Annotated in this window: 14 protein-coding genes; 6 read left to right on the forward strand and 8 right to left on the reverse strand. The window is 67.4% G+C overall.

The window, feature by feature from the left end; all coding sequences use genetic code 11:
* Nucleotides 1–112 precede the first annotated feature (112 nt).
* The gene (locus K3U96_RS06720; protein ID WP_230982476.1) at nt 113–3,817 is read right to left on the reverse strand and encodes a multifunctional oxoglutarate decarboxylase/oxoglutarate dehydrogenase thiamine pyrophosphate-binding subunit/dihydrolipoyllysine-residue succinyltransferase subunit; all 3,705 of its coding nucleotides are present in this window, start codon (nt 3,815–3,817) and stop codon (nt 113–115) included.
* A gap of 214 nt (nt 3,818–4,031) precedes the next feature.
* Nucleotides 4,032–4,778: a hypothetical protein gene (locus K3U96_RS06725; RefSeq protein ID WP_069405191.1), complete on the reverse strand. Its 747-nt coding sequence runs from the start codon at nt 4,776–4,778 to the stop codon at nt 4,032–4,034.
* A gap of 144 nt (nt 4,779–4,922) precedes the next feature.
* On the opposite strand from K3U96_RS06725, the gene K3U96_RS06730 reads away from it, so the two are divergent.
* Together K3U96_RS06730 and K3U96_RS06735 are read left to right on the forward strand one after the other, a co-directional pair.
* A complete protein-coding gene (locus tag K3U96_RS06730; RefSeq protein ID WP_220692469.1) occupies nt 4,923–6,242 on the forward strand; it encodes a multidrug effflux MFS transporter in 1,320 nt (439 codons plus the stop codon).
* Between the two features lie 211 nt (nt 6,243–6,453).
* A complete protein-coding gene (locus K3U96_RS06735) occupies nt 6,454–8,250 on the forward strand; it encodes an MFS transporter (RefSeq protein WP_230982477.1) in 1,797 nt (598 codons plus the stop codon).
* Between the two features lie 34 nt (nt 8,251–8,284).
* Here the strand turns inward: K3U96_RS06735 and K3U96_RS06740 are convergent, their stop codons facing one another.
* Both K3U96_RS06740 and K3U96_RS06745 read right to left on the reverse strand, forming a co-directional pair.
* A complete protein-coding gene (locus K3U96_RS06740) occupies nt 8,285–9,634 on the reverse strand; it encodes an FAD-binding oxidoreductase (RefSeq protein ID WP_220692471.1) in 1,350 nt (449 codons plus the stop codon).
* Nucleotides 9,631–13,050 (reverse strand): TM0106 family RecB-like putative nuclease, encoded by a 3,420-nt coding sequence (locus K3U96_RS06745; protein WP_220692472.1) that lies wholly within the window; start codon nt 13,048–13,050, stop codon nt 9,631–9,633. Before K3U96_RS06745 ends, K3U96_RS06740 begins: the two co-directional genes overlap by 4 nt.
* A gap of 189 nt (nt 13,051–13,239) precedes the next feature.
* On the opposite strand from K3U96_RS06745, the gene K3U96_RS06750 reads away from it, so the two are divergent.
* The gene (locus tag K3U96_RS06750; protein ID WP_220693427.1) at nt 13,240–14,154 is read left to right on the forward strand and encodes a type IV toxin-antitoxin system AbiEi family antitoxin; all 915 of its coding nucleotides are present in this window, start codon (nt 13,240–13,242) and stop codon (nt 14,152–14,154) included.
* A gap of 95 nt (nt 14,155–14,249) precedes the next feature.
* Here the strand turns inward: K3U96_RS06750 and K3U96_RS06755 are convergent, their stop codons facing one another.
* Entirely contained in the window at nt 14,250–14,813 is a 564-nt protein-coding gene (locus K3U96_RS06755; RefSeq protein WP_084223114.1) for an LppP/LprE family lipoprotein, read from the reverse strand.
* A 134-nt stretch (nt 14,814–14,947) separates the two neighbouring features.
* Here K3U96_RS06755 and K3U96_RS06760 point away from each other — a divergent pair, with 134 nt between their 5' ends.
* From K3U96_RS06760 to K3U96_RS06770, 3 genes are read left to right on the forward strand one after another with little or no spacing between them, the layout of a single operon-like run.
* Nucleotides 14,948–16,660 (forward strand): DEAD/DEAH box helicase, encoded by a 1,713-nt coding sequence (locus K3U96_RS06760; RefSeq protein WP_069405186.1) that lies wholly within the window; start codon nt 14,948–14,950, stop codon nt 16,658–16,660.
* Nucleotides 16,657–17,799: an acyltransferase family protein gene (locus K3U96_RS06765; RefSeq protein WP_220692473.1), complete on the forward strand. Its 1,143-nt coding sequence runs from the start codon at nt 16,657–16,659 to the stop codon at nt 17,797–17,799. The genes K3U96_RS06760 and K3U96_RS06765 overlap by 4 nt, the downstream gene beginning before the upstream one ends.
* 57 nt (nt 17,800–17,856) lie before the next feature.
* Nucleotides 17,857–18,573 (forward strand): siderophore-interacting protein, encoded by a 717-nt coding sequence (locus K3U96_RS06770; protein ID WP_220692474.1) that lies wholly within the window; start codon nt 17,857–17,859, stop codon nt 18,571–18,573.
* Between the two features lie 4 nt (nt 18,574–18,577).
* On the opposite strand, the gene K3U96_RS06775 is transcribed toward K3U96_RS06770, so the two are convergent.
* From K3U96_RS06775 to K3U96_RS06785, 3 genes are all read right to left on the reverse strand, one after another.
* Nucleotides 18,578–19,159 carry a TetR/AcrR family transcriptional regulator gene (locus tag K3U96_RS06775; RefSeq protein WP_069405183.1) on the reverse strand — a complete coding sequence of 194 codons (582 nt, stop codon included), beginning with the start codon at nt 19,157–19,159 and terminating at the stop codon, nt 18,578–18,580.
* Entirely contained in the window at nt 19,159–20,424 is a 1,266-nt protein-coding gene (locus K3U96_RS06780) for a cytochrome P450 (protein WP_220692475.1), read from the reverse strand. The genes K3U96_RS06775 and K3U96_RS06780 overlap by 1 nt, the downstream gene beginning before the upstream one ends.
* A gap of 104 nt (nt 20,425–20,528) precedes the next feature.
* Complete coding sequence (locus K3U96_RS06785; protein WP_220693428.1) at nt 20,529–21,848, reverse strand: FAD-binding oxidoreductase; 1,320 nt, start codon at nt 21,846–21,848, stop codon at nt 20,529–20,531.
* Nucleotides 21,849–21,942 lie beyond the last annotated feature (94 nt).

Below are 21,942 nucleotides of genomic sequence, written 5' to 3' on the forward strand. Positions count from 1 at the left end.
CGTGAACTCGAAACGAGGCTACCGGTACCGGCGGTAGCGCCTACAGCGGGCCGCCGTGTCCGGTGCGAGCGTGCGCAGACCCGCGACGCTCAGCGGGGTGTCGGGTCCGCTCTCAGGCGAAGGCTTCGTCGATGATCTCCTGCTGCTCGACGGCGTGCACCTTCGACGAGCCCGACGAGGGCGCCGACATCGCCCGGCGCGAGATGCGTTGGATGCCGCCGAGCTTCTCCGGCAACACCTCGGGCAACGTCAACCCGAACGTCGGCCACGCACCCTGGTTGGCCGGCTCTTCCTGCACCCAGAAGTACTGCTCGACGTTCGGGTACTGGTCGAGCGTTTCGGCCAGCCGCCGGCGGGGCAGCGGGGCGAGCTGCTCGACGCGCACGATCGCGACGTCGTCGCGTTCCTCCTTGTTCTTGCGGGCCACCAGCTCGTAGTACAGCTTGCCGCTGCACAACAAGATCCGGCGCACCTTGCTGCGGTCACCGTCGCCCTCGGCGAAGGTGGGCTCCTCGATCACCGAGCGGAACTTGGCCTCGGTGAACTCCTTGAGGTCGCTGACCGCTGCCTTGTTGCGCAGCATCGACTTCGGGGTGAACACGATCAGCGGGCGGTGGATACCGTCCAAACCGTGTCTGCGCAGCAGATGGAAGTAGTTCGCCGGCGTCGACGGCACCGCGATCGTCATCGAGCCCTCGGCCCACAGCTGCAGGAACCGCTCGATGCGGCCCGACGTGTGGTCGGGGCCCTGGCCTTCGTGACCGTGGGGCAGCAGCAGCACCACGTCGGAGCGCTGACCCCACTTGGCTTCACCCGAGCTGATGAACTCGTCGATGATCGACTGCGCGCCGTTGACGAAGTCGCCGAACTGCGCCTCCCACAGCACCAGTGCGTCCGGATTACCCACGGAGTAGCCGTATTCGAAGCCCACCGCGGCGAACTCCGACAGCGCCGAGTCGTACACCATCAGCCGGCCGCCGGTCGGGTTGCCGTCGGGATCGACGGTGAGCAGTTGCAGCGGGGTGAACTCCTCGCCCGTCTTGCGGTCGATGATCACCGAATGCCGCTGGCTGAACGTGCCGCGGCGGGTGTCCTGCCCGGACAACCGGATCAGCTTGCCTTCGGCCAAGAACGAGCCGAGCGCCAGCAGTTCGGCGAACGCCCAGTCCACCTTGCCCTCGTAGGCCATCTCGCGCCGCTTCTCCAACACCGGCTTCACCCGCGGATGCACGGTAAAGCCTTCCGGCAGCGCAAGGTGGGCATCACCGATGCGGGCCAGCAGCGATTTGTCCACCCCGGTGTGCATCCCGGCGGGCACCATCTGGTCGGCCTCCACCGACGCACTGGGTTCGATCGCGTGCTTTTCGAGTTCGCGCACTTCGTTGAACACGCGTTCCAGCTGGCCCTGGTAGTCGCGCAGCGCGTCCTCGGCTTCTTTCATCGAGATGTCGCCGCGGCCGATCAGCGCTTCGGTGTAGGTCTTGCGCACACCACGCTTGACGTCGATCGCGTCGTACATCGCCGGCTGCGTCATCGACGGGTCGTCGCCCTCGTTGTGGCCGCGGCGGCGGTAGCAGATCATGTCGATGACGACGTCCTTCTTGAACTTCTGCCGGAAGTCCACCGCCAGACGCGCCACCCACACCGCGGCCTCGGGATCGTCACCGTTGACGTGGAAGATCGGCGCCCCGATCATCTTGGCGACGTCGGTGCAGTACTCCGATGACTTGGCATCGGAAGGCGATGTGGTGAAACCGATCTGGTTGTTGACGACGATGTGGATCGTGCCGCCCGTGCGGTAGCCGCGCAGCAGTGCGAGGTTGAGCGTCTCGGCCACCACACCCTGGCCCGCGAACGCGGCGTCACCGTGCAGCATCAGCGGCACGACGGTGAAGCCGGTGTCGTCGTCGCCTTCGTTCTCGATGTCGATCAGGTCCTGTTTGGCCCGGACCAGACCCTCCAGCACCGGGTCCACCGCCTCCAAATGTGACGGGTTGGCGACCAGCGACACCTCGATGTCGTTGTCGCCGAACATCTGGATGAACGTGCCGGTCGCACCCAGGTGGTACTTGACGTCACCGGAGCCGTGCGCCTGCGACGGGTTCAGGTTGCCCTCGAACTCGCTGAAGATCTGCGAGTACGGCTTTCCGACGATGTTGGCCAGCACGTTGAGCCGACCGCGGTGCGGCATGCCGATGACCACCTCGTCGAGGCCGTGCTCGGCGCACTGGTCGATGACGGCGTCCATGGTCGGAATGACCGTCTCCGCCCCTTCCAGCGAGAACCGTTTCTGCCCAACATATTTCGTCTGCAGGAACGTCTCGAACGCCTCGGCGGCGTTGAGCCGGCTCAGAATGTACTTCTGCTGCGCGACGGTCGGTTTGTCGTGTCTGCCCTCGATCCGCTCCTGCAGCCACTGCTGCTGTTCGGGTTCGAGGATGTGGGTGTACTCCACCCCGACGTGGCGGCAGTACGCGTCGCGCAGCACCGCGAGCACATCGCGCAGTTTCTTGTGCTCGGCGCCGGCGAACCCGTTGACCTTGAACTCGCGGTCGAGGTCCCACAGCGTCAGGCCGTGGGTCAGCACGTCGAGATCGGGGTGACTGCGGAACCGGTTCTTGTCCAGTCGCAGCGGGTCGATGTCGGCCATCAGGTGACCGCGGTTGCGGTAATCGGCGATCAACTCGATGACGCGGGCGTTCTTGTCCTCGATCGAGTCGGGGTTGTCGGTGCGCCAGCGCACCGGCTCGTAGGGGATGCTCAGCTCGCGGAAGATCTCGTCGAAGAAATCGTCGGAGAGCAACAGCTCGTGCATCGTGCGCAGGAAGTCCCCGGACTCCGCGCCCTGGATGATGCGGTGGTCGTAGGTGGAGCTCAGCGTGACCAGCTTGCCGATGCCCAGGTCCGCGATGCGTTCCGGGCTGGCGCCCTGGAACTCGGCCGGGTACTCCATCGCGCCGACACCGATGATCGCGCCCTGCCCACGCATCAGCCGGGGCACCGAGTGCACGGTGCCGATGGTGCCCGGGTTGGTCAACGAAATCGTCACGCCCGAAAAGTCGTCGCCGGTCAGCTTGCCGTCCCTGGCCCGCCGCACGATGTCCTCGTAGGCGGCGATGAACTGGCCGAAGCGCATGGACTCGGCCTTCTTGATGGCCGCCACCACCAGCTGCCGGCTGCCACCCTTGCCCTGCAGGTCGATCGCCAGTCCCAGGTTCGTGTGGGCGGGCGTGACGGCGTTGGGTTTTCCGTCGATCTCGGTGAAGTGACGGTTCATGTTCGGGAAATTGTTGACCGCCTGAACCAGCGCATAACCGATCAGGTGGGTGAACGAGATCTTGCCGCCGCGGGTCCGCTTGAGGTGGTTGTTGATGACGATCCGGTTGTCGATCATCAGTTTGGCTGGGATGGCGCGCACGCTGGTGGCGGTGGGCACCTCCAACGAGGCCGACATGTTCTTGACGACCGCCGCGGCCGCCCCGCGCAGCACCTGGGTCTCGTCGCCGTCGGGCTGCGGTGCGGCGGTCTTGGCCTTCGGTTGTGCCTGGTCGCTGTTCGGCTTGCTGTCTTTGGGCTCAGCCGCCTTGGGTTCAGGTTTTTTCGCCGCCGCGGACTTCTTGGGCTCGGCTGGCTTTGCCGCGGAGCCCTTCGGTGCGGGTGCGGGCGCGGGTTCAGGCGGGGAGACGGGCGCCGCGGCGCGTTGACCGTTACCGTCGGCGACCTCACTGTCGGTGGTTGGCTCGGGGGAGTAGTCGACCAGGAATTCATGCCAACTGGGATCTACCGACGAGGGATCCTCGCGGAACTTGCGATACATCTCCTCGACCAACCACTCGTTCTGTCCGAATGGTGAAGGTGAGCTCACGGTAGCTACTCGCCTCGATTCTCGCGTCACGCAAGCGCGGTGAAACGCTTGCCATGTTCTGTGCGGTTACCCGCCTTTCCACCGCCCTAAAGGCTAGCGCCGAAGCAACCGTCAAGCCACGACAACGGCGTTATGGCCCATCGTCGCCTGGGGCGCCCACGCTAGTTCACGGTGCCGGCAACACGTGCAGCGCCGAGGGCCAGCGCGGGGGCGGGCTGCCGAACGCCTTCTGGGCGTTGGCCACGATGCGTTTGCCCATCAGACGATTGCCGACTCCGCCGACGACGGCGCCGATGCCCACCGGCAGCAGCTTGCCGAAGGCGATCGCTCCGCGCTTGAGCGTGTAGCGCTTGACGAAGTACCGCAGCAGGCGGGAGTTCAGCTGCGACACCGCCGGCAGCGGCAACGTCGCGGCCCCGTCGGCGACCCACGCGCCGCTGGTGCGGCCCGACCCGATCAGGTCGGCCAGCGCCGCCTTGCCGTCGTCGCCGACGAGCACGCCGAGCACCATGGCGCGGCGGCGCTCCCGGTGCTCGACGGGAATTCCGTGCACTTCGGCGACGGCGAGCACATACAGCGTCGTCGCCTCCAGGAACACCACGGTCTCCCCGGCGACCGCCGACAGCGCGGTCAACGTGCCGATGCCGGGAACCGCGGCCGCGGAGCCGACGGCCGCACCGCTGGCCATCACCGCCGCCAGATACTGCGTCTCAAGCTTTTTCACGATCTCGGCAGGCGTCGCACCCGGGTTACGTTCGCGGATGCGGTCGACGTAGGCCTTGACCGCCGGCGCCTGCACCCGCGAACCGCGTTCGATGACCCCGGAAAGCACCTTGGCTGCAGCGCTGGGATCCTCGGCGGCGCCGTCGTGGGTAGCGGGCAGCTGCTTCTTGGCCCTTGATCGGGCATTCATCGGCGGCCTCCCCGGTCCGAACGGCTGACTTCAGGCTATCCGTTTCACATAACGCACGACTCCGGGCTGGTGTGCCCGAGGTGATCGCACTCACTGTGTGCCCGATCGGGAAGAAAATAATGAGAAGCGACGCTAACCATCTTCATGGCAACATCACCGGCTGTGGACCTGACGCGCACGGCTTCCGAGATCTCTGGATCGATCTCCGGATCCAAGCCGCCGAGCCGCACCCGGATGATCCTCGTCCTGGGTGTCATGGTGGCGCTCGGTCCGCTCACCATCGATATGTATCTGCCCGCTCTGCCCGAGATCGGGGAGCAGCTCGGGGTGTCATCGTCGGTCGCGCAGCTCACCTTGACCGGGACGTTGGCGGGTCTGGCGCTGGGCCAGCTGATCGTGGGGCCGTTGTCGGATTCGCTGGGCCGGCGACGGCCGCTGATGGCCGGCATCGTGCTGCACATGGTGGCGTCGCTGCTGTGCCTGCTCGCGCCGAACATCACCGTTCTGGGCCTGGCCCGCGGGCTGCAGGGCATGGGTGCCGCCGCGACCGCGGTGGTGGCCATCGCCGTGGTCGGCGACCTGTTCACGGAGTCGGCTGCCGCCACCGTGATGTCGCGGTTGATCCTGGTGCTCGGGGTCGCGCCCGTTCTGGCTCCGTCGCTGGGAGCCGCGGTGTTGTTGACCGCGTCCTGGCATTGGGTGTTCGCCGCGCTGGTCGTGATGGCAGGCGCGCTGTTGGTGGTTGCCGCGCTGGCGCTGCCCGAGACCCTGCCCGTGTCGCACCGCAGGCCGCTGAAGGTGCGCGGCATCATCGCCACCTACGGCGAACTGCTGCGCGACGTGCGCTTCGTGGTTCTGGTTCTGGTCGCCGCGCTGAGCATGTCGGGTCTGTTCGCCTACATCGCGGGCGCGTCGTTCGTGCTGCAGGGCCGCTACGGCCTCGATCAGCAGGTGTTCGCGCTGGTGTTCGCGGCCGGGGCCATCGCGCTGATCGGCGCGACGCAGTTCAACGTCGTGCTGCTGCGGCGGTTCGCCCCGCCGGCCATCATGCTGTGCGCGCTGGTGGCCGCGACGGCGGCCGGCGCCGTCTTCATCGGGCTGTCGGTCACCCACGTCGGCGGGCTGTGGGGCTTCGTCGTTCCGGTGTGGGCGATCCTGGCCGCCCTGGGCCTGGTCCTGCCCAACGCGCCCGCGGTGGCGTTGTCCCGGCATCCGGAGGCCGCGGGCACGGCGGCGGCGCTGCTCGGTGCCGCGCAGTTCGGGTTGGGTGCGGCGGTGGCGCCGGTGGTCGGCGTGCTCGGCAACGACCAGATCGCGCTGGCTCTGGTGATGACGATGGGTATGGTGGTCGCGTTGTTCGCGCTGGCACCCACGCTGCGCGGCGGATACCACCACGCGGAGGGTGCGCCGGCGGTCGACCACGGGTACGGCGTCATCGGCGACACCGTCCCCGAGCCCGCCTGACCCTGCGTTACCCGTGTGCACCCGACTTGTCGGGACCGCACAAGCTCCGTAGCGTCGGCTGAATCGTCACGTACTTAGTTGACTCGAGATGCCTTCACACCTGATTCCCCCGCCAACCGGCCGTGCCTCGGCAGTGCGACACGAGCTCAGCCGCCTGCTGTCGCGGGAACCCGCCGACGTCGCCGGCCGCTCGTGGAGCGCGCTGTGGGCGATGATGGTCGGGTTCTTCATGATCCTGGTCGACGCGACCATCGTGGCGGTCGCCAATCCGTCGCTGATGGACGAGTTGGGCGCCGACTACGACGCCGTCATCTGGGTGACCAGCGCCTACCTGCTGGCCTACGCCGTGCCGCTGTTGGTGGCCGGGCGGCTCGGCGACCGGTTCGGCCCGAAGAACCTCTACGTCATCGGGTTGAGCATGTTCACCGCCGCCTCGCTGTGGTGTGGCCTCTCCGGCACGATCGGGATGCTGGTGGCCGCCCGGGTACTGCAGGGCGTCGGGGCTTCGTTGTTGACGCCGCAGACCCTGTCGACGATCACCAGGATCTTCCCGGCCGACCGTCGCGGCGTCGCGATGGGTGTGTGGGGCGCGACCGCCGGCGTCGCGACGCTGGTCGGTCCGTTGGCCGGGGGCTTCCTGCTCGACGGCCTCGGCTGGCAGTGGATCTTCTTCGTGAACGTGCCCGTCGGCGTCCTCGGTGTGGTGCTGGCCGCCCGCCTGGTGCCCCAACTGCCCAGGCGCAAGCAGCCTTTCGACATCCCGGGCGTGCTGTTGTCCGGCATCGGCATGTTCATGATCGTGTTCGCCCTGCAGGAGGGCCAGGCCAACCAGTGGGCGCCGTGGATATTCGGCACTATCGCAGGCGGGGTCGGTTTCATGGCCGCGTTTTTGATCTGGCAGTCGGTCAACCCCCGCGAGCCGCTCATCCCGTTGGCGATTTTCCGTGACCGCGACTTCTATCTGTCCAACCTCGGTGTCGCCACGATCGGGTTCGTCGTTACCGGGATGATGGTGCCGATCATGTTCTACGCCCAAGGGGTGTGCGGGCTTTCACCGACCCGCGCGGCGGTGCTCATCGCGCCGATGGCGATCGTCACCGGCGTGCTGGCACCGTTCGTCGGCAAGATCGTCGACCGATCACATCCGCGGCCGGTGGTGGGTTTCGGGTTCTCCGTGCTGGCCATCTCGATGACGTGGCTGTCGATCGAGATGACACCGACCACGCCGATCTGGCGGCTCGTGCTTCCGCTGACGGTGACCGGCGTGGGCATGGCGTTCATCTGGTCACCGCTGGCCGCCACCGCCACCCGTAATCTGGCCGTCGACCGCGCCGGCGCGGGCTCAGGCGTCTACAACGCCACCCGTCAGGTCGGGGCGGTGTTGGGCAGCGCCGGTATTGCGGCGTTCATGACCTGGCGGATCGGCGCGGTCATGCCGCCGACGGCCGACCGGGCCACCCGGGTGTCGGGCGGCGTGATGGAGCTGCCCACGTTCCTTCACAAACCGTTCGCCGCGGCGATGTCGCAGGCAATGCTGTTGCCGGCGTTCGTCGCATTGATCGGGGTGGTGCTGGCACTGTTCTTCGTGGGCTTCGAACGCGACCCGGTCGACGGCCCCGACGGCCTTGACCCCGACGCCGGTGCCGGTCCGGCCGTCGACTACGGCGGGGACGAGACGTTCGTCGACGACGACGACGACTACCTCGAGTACACCGTGTCGTGGGACGAACCCGAACCCGAACCGGATCCGTCGCGCTGGCAGGCAAGACTGGACCAGCTGCTCGCCGACGTCCCGTCGACCCCAACCGCGTCGCCCGATCGTGAACCGATCGGCCACGCACACAACGGGTTTCACATCGATAGCCGGCAGCGGTTCCGGCCGATGGGGCGCAGGCCGCTGGCCGAGCCCCCGTCGTCGGTGCGCGACACGTATCAGTTGCCGACCGGCCATCACCATCGGCACCCGCGACATCGCCGCTCCGACGAGTCGCGGCCTCGCGGCGACTGACGAACTCCTCGACCGCACAATCGCCTCGCTCGGCTTATGTGTCGAAAAGCACTGCGGGGTTGAGGTATCCGGTCGGGTCGAAAGCTGTCTTCACCGCTCGCATGGCCGCGATGTCGGCGTCGGTGCGTGACATCGCGAGGTAGTCGCGCTTGCGGGTGCCGACGCCGTGCTCAGAGCTGACGTTGCCGCCGAGGCGGGCGATCAACGCCATCATCGACGAGTACAACCTGCGCTCCGCGTCCGGCCCGCAGCGCAACACGTTCAGATGCAGGTTGCCCTCGCCGATGTGGCCGAACAGCACCGGGATCGCCGCGGGGGCGTGTTCTGCGACGAGGAGTGACGCGCTCTCGGCGAACTCCGAAATGCCCGAAAGGGGCAGCGAGACATCGAATTTCAGTGGCGGACCGTACACACCCAGCACCTCGGCGACCGCCTCGCGCACTTGCCACAACCGCTGCTGTGCGGCGGCATCGACGCCGACCGCCGGTTCACCTGTCAGTTTGGCGCCGTCGAGCGCGCCCGCCAGCCGCTCGGTCTGGTCGTCATCGCCGGCCAGTTCGATCAGCAGCTGCCAGGCACCGTCGACGGGGGCGGGCACGCCGACATGCTCGGCGGTCAGCGCGCTCGCGCGGGCGTCGACCAACTCCAGTGCGGCGATGCCGTCCAGATCCCGGAATACCCGGCCGGTTTCGATGAGCGCCTCCAGGTCGGCGAACCCGCAGATCGCGGTCACCCGGGACCGTGGCAAGGGATGCAGCCGCAGATCCAGCCCGGTGATCACGCCGAGCGTGCCCTCGGCGCCGATGAACAGGGACGCCAGGTCATATCCGGTGTTGTCCATCCGCACCTGGCTGTGCCGGTGCAGCACCGTGCCGTCGGGCAGCGCCACGTCCAGCCCGATGACCTGCTCACCCATGTTGCCGTAGCGCACGGTGCGCAGCCCGCCGGCGTTCGTCGACGCCATACCGCCGACGGTGGCCGAATCGCGCGCGGCCAGATCGACACCGAACACCAGGCCCGACGCGGCCGCTGCGCGCTGCACCTCGACCAGCGTCGCACCGGCACCGACGTGGATCCGCCGCTCGACGACGTCGACCTCGCCGACGTCGCGCAGCCGTTCGGTGGACAGCAGGACGTCGTCGTGCTCGGGCACCGTGCCGGCGACCAGCGAGGTGCGCCCGCCCTGCACGGTGACGCAGACACCGGCGTCGCGGCAGCTTCGCAGCACGGCGGCGACCTCGTCTGTCGTTCCCGGCCGCACCAGCGCGGCGGCGTTGCCTCGGTAGCGCCCGGTGTGGTCGACGGTGCGTCCGGCCAACAGGTCAGGGTCGGTGCTCACATGGGCGGCGCCGACGATCGCGGCCAGCCGGTCGGTCAAGCTCATCCCGTGGGTGTATCACATGGCGCCAGTGCGAGAAACGCGCCGAGCTCGACAAGTCGGTCCGGCGTCGTCGGCAGATAGTCGGTCAGCAGCGCAGAGCGCACGATCACACACAGGTATTTGGCCCGGCTCACCGCGACGTTGAGGCGATTCCGGTTGAGCAGGAACGCGATTCCCCGCGGAACATCGTCTGCCGACGACGCGGTCATCGACACGAAGACCACGGGAGCCTGCCTGCCCTGGAACTTGTCGACGGTGCCGACTTCGACGTCGGGGTATCCCGCGGCGTCGAGGCGGCGACGCAGGGCCACCACCTGTGCGTTGTACGGCGTGACGACGAGAATGTGGTGCTGGCTCAACGGCACCGTGCCGTCCTCGTCGGACCACGGGGTGCCCAGCAGGCGCGCGATCTCGGCGACGATCGCATCGGCCTCCTCGGGGCTCTCGGTCGAATTACCGGTGTGGTCGACGGTGAGCACCTGCAGCCCCGGCGCGTGTCCGTCGAGCACGCGCGCTGCGGTGATGCTGTCGAACGATTGGAGCCTGCCGTCATAGGACAGCCGCGATACCGTCGAACACACCGCCGGGTGCATCCGGAAGGAGCGGTCCAGGAAGTAGCCGAGTTCGCTTGGCAGCGTGTGTCTTCCGTCGATCAGCCAGCCCAGCGCTGAGCGGTCGACCGGCTCGGGGTGGGTGCCCTGGCTCACCTGCGGCAGCTGCTGCGGATCACCGAGCAGCATCAGGTTGCGGGCTGCCGGAGCGACGGCGATGGTGTTGGCCAGGCTGTACTGGCCTGCCTCCTCGACCACGAGCACGTGTAGTGACTGGCGCGGAACCTTGGCGGGGTTGGCGAAGTCCCAGCCCGTGCCGCCGATCACACAGCCGACGCCGCCGGTGGTGTGCTCGTCGATGAACGCAGCGAACTCGGGGTTGGTCAGCTCGGTCCAGCCACAGTTGACGCTGTTGAGCTTCTTGGCCACATGCGCGCCGTCGACACCGGCCTTCAGCACGTCGGCGAAAAGGTTCTCTACCACCGCATGTGACTGGGCCACCACGCCGACGCGCCACCCGTGGGCGTTGACCAGTCGTTCGATCACCCGTGCCGAGGTGTATGTCTTACCGGTGCCCGGCGGCCCGTGCACCGCGAGATAGGAGGCGTCGAGGTCGAGCAACGCGGCGGTGATGTCGTCTTCGATCGCGGCGCCGTGCGGCAGCGGGTTGCCACTGCGGGTACGCGGGGTGCGACGCAGCAGGATGTCGGTCACGGCGTCACACGGCACCATCGGCAGCCCGGCCGCCACCGCGGCCGCGGTGGCCTCGATCGACTCCTCCAACGGCTTTGTGTTGATCGGCGGACCCGGTGTCAGCGCGAAGGGCAGCTGATCGAACACGTCGCCGTTCTTCGGCTGCCTCTCGGCGACGACGACTTCGGTCGGCACTTGCGGGTCGTTGCATTCGAGGACGGTGACGGCGCCGAATGCGCGGCGGTCCGGATCGTCGGCCAGCCCCGCGGGGGCCGGCGGGTCGTAGAGCGCGTACATCTCGCGGGTCAGTTCGCCGTTGGCGAGTTCCCCGTAGAGCCGAAGGTGCCGTTGCGGTTTGCGGGCCTTGGGCGGCCGGTGCCAGTCGTGTTCGATCACGGCCCGGTCGGCGACGAACACATCGCCGTCGTCGGCCCACTCGTCGACGGGGTTGTTGACCCGATCGAAGTGGCTCCACCAGAACGGTTTGTGCTCCCGGCGGTGAAAGCCGCGGGCGGCGGCGAACATCGCGACGGCGGTCTGCTCGGGGGTGCGTGCCGAGACGCCGTCGCCTGCGAACTTGAGCAGTCTGCGTTCGAGGGCGTCCCCGATCTCGATGGCGGCCTCGTCGTCGCGCACCGGCTGGGGTCCGCGCGGCGGCACCCCGGCTTCGATGGCGCGGGCCATCAGCCAGTCGCGCAACCGGCGCGTCGAGCGGCAGTCGTAAAGGTTGTAATCCTCGATCTGCTTGAGCACGGCGGCGGCTTCGTCGCTGCGTTCCTCGTCGCGCAGCGCGCAGTAGCGGGCGTACTGGGTGATGGAGTCGGTGGCCGTGGTCACCTCGCCGCTGCGCAGCTCGTTGCCCATGTAGAGCGGTTCCAGCGACTTGATGCTGTAGTTCTCTGTCCCCACCCGAATGCTTTTGCGTACCAATGGATACAGGTCCACCAGCACGCCGTTGCGGAGCAGTTCGTCGACGTCGTTCTCGCCGACGCCGTAGCGGCCGGCCAGACGCAGCAGCGTGCTCTTCTCGTAGGCTGCGTAGTGGTAGATGTGCATGCCGGGGTAGCGCCGCAACCGCTTGCGCACCATGGCTAAAAAGTCGATCAGCGCCTGGCGTTCGCTGGCCCGGTCGTGCGCCCAGAACGGGTGGAATTCGCCTCCGACGGTGAGTACCCCCCACAGGTATTCCAGGCCCCACTCGCGGCCGTCGGTGGTCCACAGCGGGTCGCCTTCGAAGTCGAAGAACAGGTCGCCCCTGTTCTCATCGGGCAGCACCATCAGCGGCTGCGGGTCCACCACCTCATAGGCGGGCTTGCCGTCGACTTTCGGGGTCAACTGCAGCCGCGCTTGGGTCCGCAGCGCGGTGAGCGCCCGCGATGACAGTTCGGGCACCGCACCTTCATGTCGCGCGAGTTCGGTGACGGTGGTGATGCCCGCGTCGATGAGCCGGGACCGCTGACTGACCCGCATGCCCGCCACGAGCAGCAGATCGTCGGTCGCGCGAACCTGGACCTCACATTCGGGGCAGCGGAAACAGGCGCGCACCGTCTCGTCCGACCAGTCGACCGGCGCGCCGGACGCGAAATGGTCGTCGAGCAGGCGCTGCAGGGCGGCGCGCCGGCCCTGGTACACCGGAAGCAACTCGTCGAGACGGTAGCGGGCGGTGGCGTCGTCACCGAGCACCAGCTCGACTTCATCGGCCACCGGAATACCTGCAGCCGAAAGTGTTTCGGCGTAGGCGGCCAGCTGCAGCAGCGCCTCCACCTTGACCGAACGGGCCAGTTTGGTGTCGCGCAGCAGGTAGCGGTCCCCGTCGAGAATGAGGAAGTCGGCGAACCCGACGAACCGGCCGTCGAACATCGCCGCCTGATAGATCACCGGAGCGCGTCGCTCGACGGCGCGCCGGGTCTGTTCGGCCGCGCCGGTCAGCCCCTCGACCGTGGACGGCGGCCTGCCGATGATCGCGACGTCGGCCATGTCGCGCAGCCGATCCAGGTGGCGCCGCTCGTGTTCACCGCCGAGCTCGGCGGTTCTGGCGAGCAGCTCGTCGTCCACGCTGACTGCAGGGCCGCGGCCCAGCTTCGCGTCGAACGCGCGCAGCAGCGCGTACTCGCAGCGCGCCGCCGCCGCGAGGTCTGAGGCGCTGTAGATGACGCGGTCGTCGGTGACGAACACGCTGCCACTGTAGGCGAGCCCCCCGACACCCCAAGTTGGCGCGAACGTGGGTTACCCGCACGCGGTGTCGGCCTCGAGCGTGTCACGAGCCCACACTCGTCATCCCCAACGGCATGCCCATCCACAGGCCGGCCCGTGCGCACCGTCGCTCCGGCCGATCGTGTGAGACGCGGTGCCGACAGTCACCGCATGAACACAAAATCCCTGCCGTTCATCGGCACCGAAGCGGCGGCGGCCGGCCTGGTGACCAGGCGCACGCTGGTCAGCCGCCACGACATGGTCTATCGAAATGTCTACCTGCCCAAAGGCGTGAAGCTGACACCGGACAGACGAGCGGTGGCCGCCTGGCTGTGGTCCGCGCGAAACGCCACCCTCGCCGGAATGTCCGCATCGGCGCTGTACGGATCTCGATGGATTGGCGAAGAGTTACCGGCCGAGCTGATTCGCACTGAGGCCTGCCCCGTCGAGGGCATTCTCATACATCGCAACAAATTGCGCGACGACGAGGTCGGCGTCGTGCACGGATTGCCGGTGACCACGCCGGCGCGCACGGCGTTCGACATCGGACGCAGAAAAGGTCTCGAGCGGGCGATCATCCGTGTTGACGCGTTGGCCAACGCCACCGGTCTCAAGGCGGGCGATGTCATGCGTCTCGCCGACACCCGTCGCGGTGCCCGCGGCATGGTGCAGCTACGGCGGGTATTGGCGCTGATGGACGGCGGTTCCGAATCGCCGCAGGAAACCCGGACACGCCTGCTGTTGATCGCCGGCGGGTTTCCGAAGCCGCAAACACAGATTCTCGTCGTCGACGAATACGGTTCCTTCGTAGGTCGCATCGACATGGGGTGGGCGGAATTCAAGGTCTGTGTCGAATACGACGGTCGGCAACATTGGGACGATCCCGCGCAACACGCATACGACATCGACCGGCTGGCCGAACTGACCGCGCAAGGCTGGCTGATCATTCGGGTGAGTCGAGATCTGTTGCGCTACCGGCCGCATGTATTTCTGGCCCGCGTGCGGGATGCGATGCAGGCAAGAGGGTGGCCGCAGGCGCACAAGGTACGGCCCGACGCGCGGATTTCCGGGCTCGAGCCCCACTAGGCCGCCGAACGTGGGCTCGATGCACGTCTACCGCCAGAACGCCGTGCGGGTAACCCACGTTCGGCGCCGCGGCGCCGCGACGTCCAACAAAAGGGTCAGCCCGGCGTGTTGCCGATCAGCTCCACCCCGTTGCCGTTCCACCGGAACTTCACCACGCTGTCCAAGCCCGGCACCCCGTTGGAGTAGCGCAGCGCGACGGTGTCACCGGTGCTGGCGGTCGGATCGATGCCGTTGAAACCGTAGGTGGCAGGCACCCCGCTGGGGATGAACTTGCCCAGGTGGAACATCACCGCGCGGGTGTTGGGGTTCTCGGCGTTGGTGTTGGCCTTGACGATCACCACCGACAACTGCGCGCATTGGTTGTAGTTGCCCGCCAGCGGCTCAGGACTCCAGCCCTGTTCGCTGCGCGGGTCGCGGGGCAACTCCGCAACCGCCTTGGCGATCTCGGGCGCGGCGAGGTTGACCTCGCACGGGTCTGCTGCCGCCGTCGTGCCCGGTGCGGGCGTCGACGGCACCGGCGACGGCGCAGCGGTGGCCGGGACAGGTGGTGGCGCCGTCGGGCCCGGCGTCTTCGAGACGGTTGAGTCACCCGCCCCGCAGCCGGCGAGCAGAACTGCCGATATCGCGATGCCACCGCAGAACCGAACCGTGCACTTCACCTAACCCACCCTCGCAAATTGCGTCGAGCAGATCGCGTCGACACACCGCGGAACCCGGCCGGCGTTCTGTGACGCAAGTGACGACAGTGCCATGTGGCGATTCGGTGACACAACGGGCATTAGAATCCCAGCTGATGACGTCCTCTGAGTCGGACACGAACCAGGCACCTCCGACTGCCGAATTGACCTTTTCTGACCTGCAGATTCACCCGGCGGTGCTGCAGGCCGTCGCCGACGTCGGATATGAGTCGCCGTCCGCGGTCCAGGCGGCCACCATCCCGGCGATGATGGCCGGCTCCGACGTGGTCGGCCGGGCCCAGACCGGCACCGGCAAGACCGCCGCCTTCGCCATCCCGATCCTGTCGAAGATCGATCCCGACAACCGGGCCACCCAGGCGCTCGTGCTGGCTCCCACGCGCGAGTTGGCGCTGCAGGTCGCCGAGGCGTTCGGACGGTACGGCGCGCACCTGCCCAAGATCAACGTGCTGCCGATCTACGGCGGATCGTCCTACGGCCCGCAGTTGGCGGGGCTCAAGCGCGGTGCACAGGTCGTCGTCGGCACCCCCGGGCGGGTGATCGATCACCTGGAGAAGGGCCGGTTGGACCTGTCGCATCTGGACTATCTGGTGCTCGACGAGGCCGACGAAATGCTGCAGATGGGCTTCGTCGAGGACGTCGAGCGGATCCTGGCCGAGACCCCCGAGTACAAGCAGGTGGCGTTGTTCTCGGCGACGATGCCGTCCGCGATCCGCAAGATCACCACCAAGTACCTGCACGACCCCGTCGAGGTCACGGTCAAGTCGAAAACTGCGACCGCCGAGAACATTTCCCAGCGCTACATCCAGGTCGCCGGGCACCGCAAGATGGACGCGCTGACCCGGGTGCTGGAGGTGGAAGAGGGCGACGCGATGATCGTGTTCGTCCGCACCAAGCAGGCCACCGAGGAAGTGGCCGAACGGCTGCGGTCGCGCGGCTTCTCCGCGGCCGCCATCAACGGCGACATCCCGCAGGCGCAGCGCGAACGCACCATCGCCGCGCTGAAAGACGGCAGCATCGACATCCTCGTCGCCACCGATGTCGCCGCGCGCGGGCTCGACGTCGAGCGGATCTCCCACGTCCTGAACTACGACATCCCCCACGACACCGAGTCGTACGTGCACCGCATCGGGCGCACCGGGCGGGCCGGCCGCTCGGGTGCGGCGCTGCTGTTCGTCACCCCACGGGAACGGCACCTGCTCAAGGCCATCGAAAAAGCCACCCGCTCCAAGCTCGTCGAAGCCGACCTGCCGACTGTCGAAGACGTCAACGCCCAGCGCGTCGCCAAGTTCCGCGACTCGATCACCGATGCGCTCAACGCGCCCGGAGTCGACCTGTTCCGCAGCATGATCGAGGACTACGAGCGCGAAAACGACGTCCCCATGGTCGATATCGCCGCGGCGCTCGCGGTGCAGTCCCGGGACGGCGAGCAGTTCCTGATGTCAGAACCGCCGCCGGAGAAGCGTCGCCGCGACGAGCGGCCCGAACGTGCCGAGCGGCCCGACCGCGGACCCAGACAAGCCCGCCGACCCGGACAGGGCTTCGCCACGTATCGCATCGCAGTGGGCAAGCGGCACAAGGTGAGTCCGGGCGCGATCGTCGGCGCCATCGCCAACGAGGGCGGGCTGAACCGCAGCGACTTCGGGCACATCTCGATCCGGCCCGATCATTCGCTGGTGGAACTGCCTGCCAAGCTGTCCCGCGAGACGGTGAAAGCCCTGGAGCGCACCCGCATTCAGGGCATCCTGATCAACTTGCAGCCCGACCGTCCGCCACGCAAGGGCGGGAAACCCAGCCGCAAATCGAAATGACACTGTCGCGCGGGTTGGATGCGCAGGGCGGGCTGGAGTCCGTCAGCAGGCCCGAGCGGGTCGCCTCGCTCACCGGTATCCGGGCCGTCGCCGCGCTGCTGGTGATGCTCACCCACGCCGCCTACACCACCGGCAAGTATCCGCAGGGCTACGTCGGGCTGGTGTATTCGCGCATGGAGATCGGTGTGCCGGTGTTCTTCGTGCTCAGCGGTTTTCTGCTGTTCCGGCCGTGGGTGAAGGCCGCTGCGTCGGACAAACCGGCGCCGTCGGTACGCCGCTACGCCTGGCACCGGGTTCGTCGCATCATGCCTGCCTACGTCGTCACGGTGCTGGCGGCCTATCTCGTCTACCACTTCCGCACCGCCGGACCCAACCCCGGGCACACGTGGGAGGGCCTGTTTCGCAACCTGACGCTCACCCAGATCTACACCGACCACTATCTGTATTCGTTTCTGCACCAAGGCCTTACCCAGATGTGGAGCTTGGCCGTCGAGGTGGCGTTCTACGTTGTGCTTCCGGTGCTGGCCTACCTGCTGCTGGTGGTGCTCTGTCGTCGACGGTGGCGGCCCGCGCTGCTGTTGACCGGGCTGGGTGGGCTCGCGTTGATCTCACCCGCGTGGCTGGTGCTGGTGCACACCACCGACTTTCTGCCCGACGGGGGCAAGCTGTGGTTGCCGACGTATCTGGCGTGGTTCGTCGGCGGCATGGTCCTGGCGGCGTTGCAGCCGCTGGGCGTGCGGGCGTACGCGCTGGCCTGTATCCCGCTGGCGGTGGTCTGCTACTTCATCGTCTCCACGCCGATCGCCGGTGAACCCACCACCTCGCCGACCGAGTTGCGCGAGGCGCTGGCCAAGACCGGGTTCTACGCGGTGATCGCCACGTTGATGGTGGCCCCGCTGGCGCTGGGGGACCGCGGACTGTATTCGCGGTTTCTTGCCAGCCGACCGATGGTGTTCCTCGGCGAAATCTCCTACGAGATCTTCCTCATCCACCTGATCACGATGGAGTTGGTGATGGTGGAGATCGTGCGCTACCCGATCTACACGGGCTCGGTTTTCTGGCTGTTCACGATCACGTTCGTGGTCACCGTGCCGCTGTCGTGGCTGTTGCACCGGTTCACCCGCGTACGCGGCGGGTAGCCTCGTTCTTAGGTTAAGCTGCCCTAACAAACCGATTCATTGAGGGGCTGTTTTCATATGTCCGACAAGAAGCCGACCCGCGGGTTCCAGGGCGCGGTGCTCAAGCTGCTGCGTGCGGGCGACTACCAGCTGACCGTCACCGGACGGCGTGAGGTCACCGCGCACTATCTGCGGCTGAGCTTCACCGCCGGTGGGATGCTCACCGACCGGGCGCTGCATCCGACGATGTGGATCCGGATGTGGTTCGCCGACGGGGAAAAGCTGCATCAGCGCGGCTTCACGCTGGTGGACCCCAACCCGGAGGCCGACACCGTCGACATCGAGTTCGCGCTGCACGACGGCGTCGCCTCGCAGTGGGCCCAGAACGCCCGGCCCGGCGACACCATCGAGGTGACGGTCCTCGGCAGCAACTTCACGCTGCCCGAACCGCAACCCGCCGGCTATGTCATCGTCGGCGACACCGCGTCGCTGCCCGCGATCAACTCGCTGCTGCAGGCGATCGGTGACACCCCGGCGCGGGTGTACCTGGAGGCCAGCCACGACGACGACAAGCAGTTGCCCGTGGCGCGAAGCACCGACGTGGTGTGGGTGGAGCGTAAGAACTCCGGCGAGGCGTTGGTGCAGGCCGTCAGCTCGGCGGCGTTCGACGCCTCCGACCATTTCGGTTGGGTGGCCTGTGACAACCGCACCACCCGCGCGGTCGCCAAGGTGTTCCGGGAAAACTACAAGATCCCGAAGAAATCCATCAAGGCGCAGGCGTACTGGGTGGCCTGAGCGGCTACTGCGTGGTCTGGGTGCTCGGCAGCACGATCGGCATGACGAACTCCTCGAGCATCGACCGTTCGTCGGCCTCGTCGTGACCCGGGAACACCAGCAGCGACGTCATCACCCGCACCAGCCACCTGGCGCGGTGCGCCACCACCTCGGGCTCGTCGGGTGCCAGCGAGATGACGAACGCCTCGGTCAGCGCCTTGATCACCTCGGACTGTTCGGCCATGTCGGCGCCGATCGGCCGCTGCGTCTTGGCGAACCACGATGCCAGCGCGGGACTTTCGCGCACATTGCGCAGCGACGCCAGCATGCCCTCGATGAGCCGTTCGCGCGGGTCTGCCACCGAGCCGACCTGATCGGTCATCTCGCGGTAGAGCCGGTAGGCCTCGCGGTGCACGTAGGCGGTGTAGAGCGCGTCGCGGCTGTCGAAATACCGATACAGCGTCGCGCGTGAACAGCCTGCGGCCGAGGCGATTTCATGCATACCGACCGTGGCCGCCTCCTGTTCGGCGAACAGCTCGCCTGCGGCGTCCAGGATGCGGTCCGCAGCGACTTCGGTGCGTCGCGCGGCCAGCCAGTCGCCCGCCATCAGCCGCTGACCGTGAACGGGACGGACAGTGGTCGTCGCACGTAACTTCCTCCCGACCAGACGATTCCGTCCTCGTCGACGGCGAACTCGGGGATCCGGGACAGCAGCTCGGTGAGCGCGACGCGCGATTGCATCCGGGCGGCCGCGGCGCCCAGGCAGTGATGCGCACCGTGGCTGAAAGTCAGGATGTTGCGTGGCTTTCGTGTCACGTCGAGTTCTGCGGCGTCGTCGCCGAACTGACGTTCGTCGCGGTTGGCCGAGCCGTACAGGAACATCACCCGGCGTCCTTCGGGCACCGTGGTGTCATGGATCGTGACGTCGCGGGTCACCGTGCGGCCCAGCATCTGCACCGGTGAGGTCAGCCGCAGGAATTCGTCGACGGAATCCGGTATCAGGTCGGGGTTTTCGACCAGCAGCCGGCGTTGGTCGGGTCGCTGGTGCAGCAGCTGCACCGAACCGCCGAGCATGCCGGTAGTGGTGTCGTTACCGCCGGTGACCATCGTGAACGTGAACGCAAGTATCGACAGCACCCCGGAGATGTCCCCGTCGGCGCCGACGCCAGCGGACACCAGGTGCGAGACGGTGTCGTCTTCGGGTGCCACCCGGCGACGTTCGATCAGCGCGGTGAAGTACGCCATCATTTCGCCCACCGCGTCACCGGCGGTGCCCAGCGCGCCGGCGATCCCACCGTCGGCGGTGCTGGCGGCCACGATCGCGTCGGTCCAACCGTCGAACTTGTCGCGGTCGGCCTCGGGCACGCCGAGGTAGTGCGCGACGACCATCGACGGCAGCGGCTTGAACAACTCGGCGACGATGTCACCGCCGCCGTTGGCCCGAATGCGCTCGACTCGCTCGATCACGTACTCGCGCACCTTGGGTTCGACCGCCTCGACCTGTCGGGGGGTGAACCCGCGCGACACCAGCTTGCGGAACTCGGTGTGCACCGGGGGGTCCTGCATGACCATCGGCGGATTGTCGGCCAGACCGATCAGGTCGAGCTCGCCGTAGTTGACCGTCAGCCCCTGTGCCGACGAGAACGTCTCGTGGTCGCGGGCGGCCGCCCAGATGTCGGCGTGCCGGGACAGCACGTAGTAGTCGCGGGGGCGAGCCCCCAATGTGCCGGAGTCCGGCCTGCCCTCGGGGATGACGTGGTGCACGGGGTCGTGGTCACGCAGCGCCTGGTACATCGCCCACGGAGCGCGCCAGGTGCTGGCGTTGGCGAGCTGGAAGCGTGCCGGCGAATTGTGAGACAGGGTCGCTGTCATGTCTCATTGGTATGACACTGCCCGGGACTGTGTCAATAGCATCCGGCGATTCGGGTGTACTTCGTTCCGCTCACCGTGACCAAGTACACCGAAATCGCCAGGGGTCAGATGCCCGCGCCGGGGTTGAGGATGTTGTCGGGGTCCAGCGCCGCCTTGATGCGACGGTTGAGCTCCATGGCCTCCGGGCCGAGTTGACCGGCCAGCCAGGGCCGTTTGAGCCGGCCGACCCCGTGTTCACCGGTGATCGTGCCGCCCAGACCGACGGCGAGGTCCATGATCTCGCCGAAGGCGGCCTGCGCGTGTTCGGTCATCACCGGATCGGCGGGGTCGTACACGATCAGCGGGTGGGTGTTGCCGTCACCGGCATGGGCGATCACCGAGATCATCAATTCGTGGTTTGCCGCGATCTTCGCCACGCCGGCCACCAGGTCCGCCAACGCGGGCAGCGGCACACCGACATCTTCGAGCAGCAGCGACCCCTTCATCTCCACGGCGGGTATGCAGAACCGGCGTGCGGCGACGAACGCCTCGCCCTCGTCTGGATCCGATGTCGAAAACACCTCTTTGGCACCGTGATCGCCGAAAACCTGCGCCATGAACTCCGCGTCGGCGGCGCCCGAGGGTCCGCGGTCGTCGCTGGCGGCCACCATCATCGCGGCCGCGGTGCGGTCCAGGCCCATCCGTAGCTTGTCCTCGACGGCGTTGATGGCCGCCGAATCCATGAACTCCAGCATCGACGGGCGGATTCTGCCCGTGATGGCGACGACGGCGTTGGCCGCGGCTTCCACCGAGTCGAAGGTCGCCACGACGGTGCACGCGCTGTGCTGTGCAGGCAACAGTTTGAGGGTGACCTCGGTGACGACGCCGAGTGTGCCCTCGCTTCCGACGAACAGCTTGGTCAGCGGCAAGCCCGCGACGTCCTTGAGCCGTGGCCCGCCCAACCGCACCGCGGTCCCGTCGGCCAGCACCACCTGTAATCCGAGTACGTAATCGGTGGTGACGCCGTACTTCACGCAGCACAGCCCGCCGGCGTTGGTCGCGATGTTGCCGCCGATGCTGCAGATCTCGAACGAGGACGGATCCGGCGGATACCACAGCCCGTGCTCGGCGACCGCCTTCTTGACCTCGGCGTTGAGCAGTCCCGGTTGCACGACGGCCGTGCGGGTGACCGGGTCCACGGCGATATCGCGCATCTTCTCGGTGGTCAGCACGATCGCCCCGTCCAGAGCGGTTGCGCCGCCGGACAGCCCGGTGCCCATCCCGCGCGGCACGACGGCGATCTTGTGCTTGGTGGCCCAGCGCAGCGCCGTCTGCACGTCCTCGGTGCTGCGCGGCCGCACCACGGCCAGCGGTGTTCCCGCGCTCGGGTCGAACGCGCGGTCGTGCCGATACGACGCAAGGATGTCGGGATCGGTGACGACCATGCCTTCCGAACCCTCAGGGGTTTGGGCGATCAACTCGTCCAGGACGGACTCCACACCGCAATCCTACGAGAGCAGATGAAATCCGAACGCTGCC

Source organism: Mycolicibacterium holsaticum DSM 44478 = JCM 12374, from assembly GCF_019645835.1.
GTDB lineage: Bacteria > Actinomycetota > Actinomycetes > Mycobacteriales > Mycobacteriaceae > Mycobacterium > Mycobacterium holsaticum.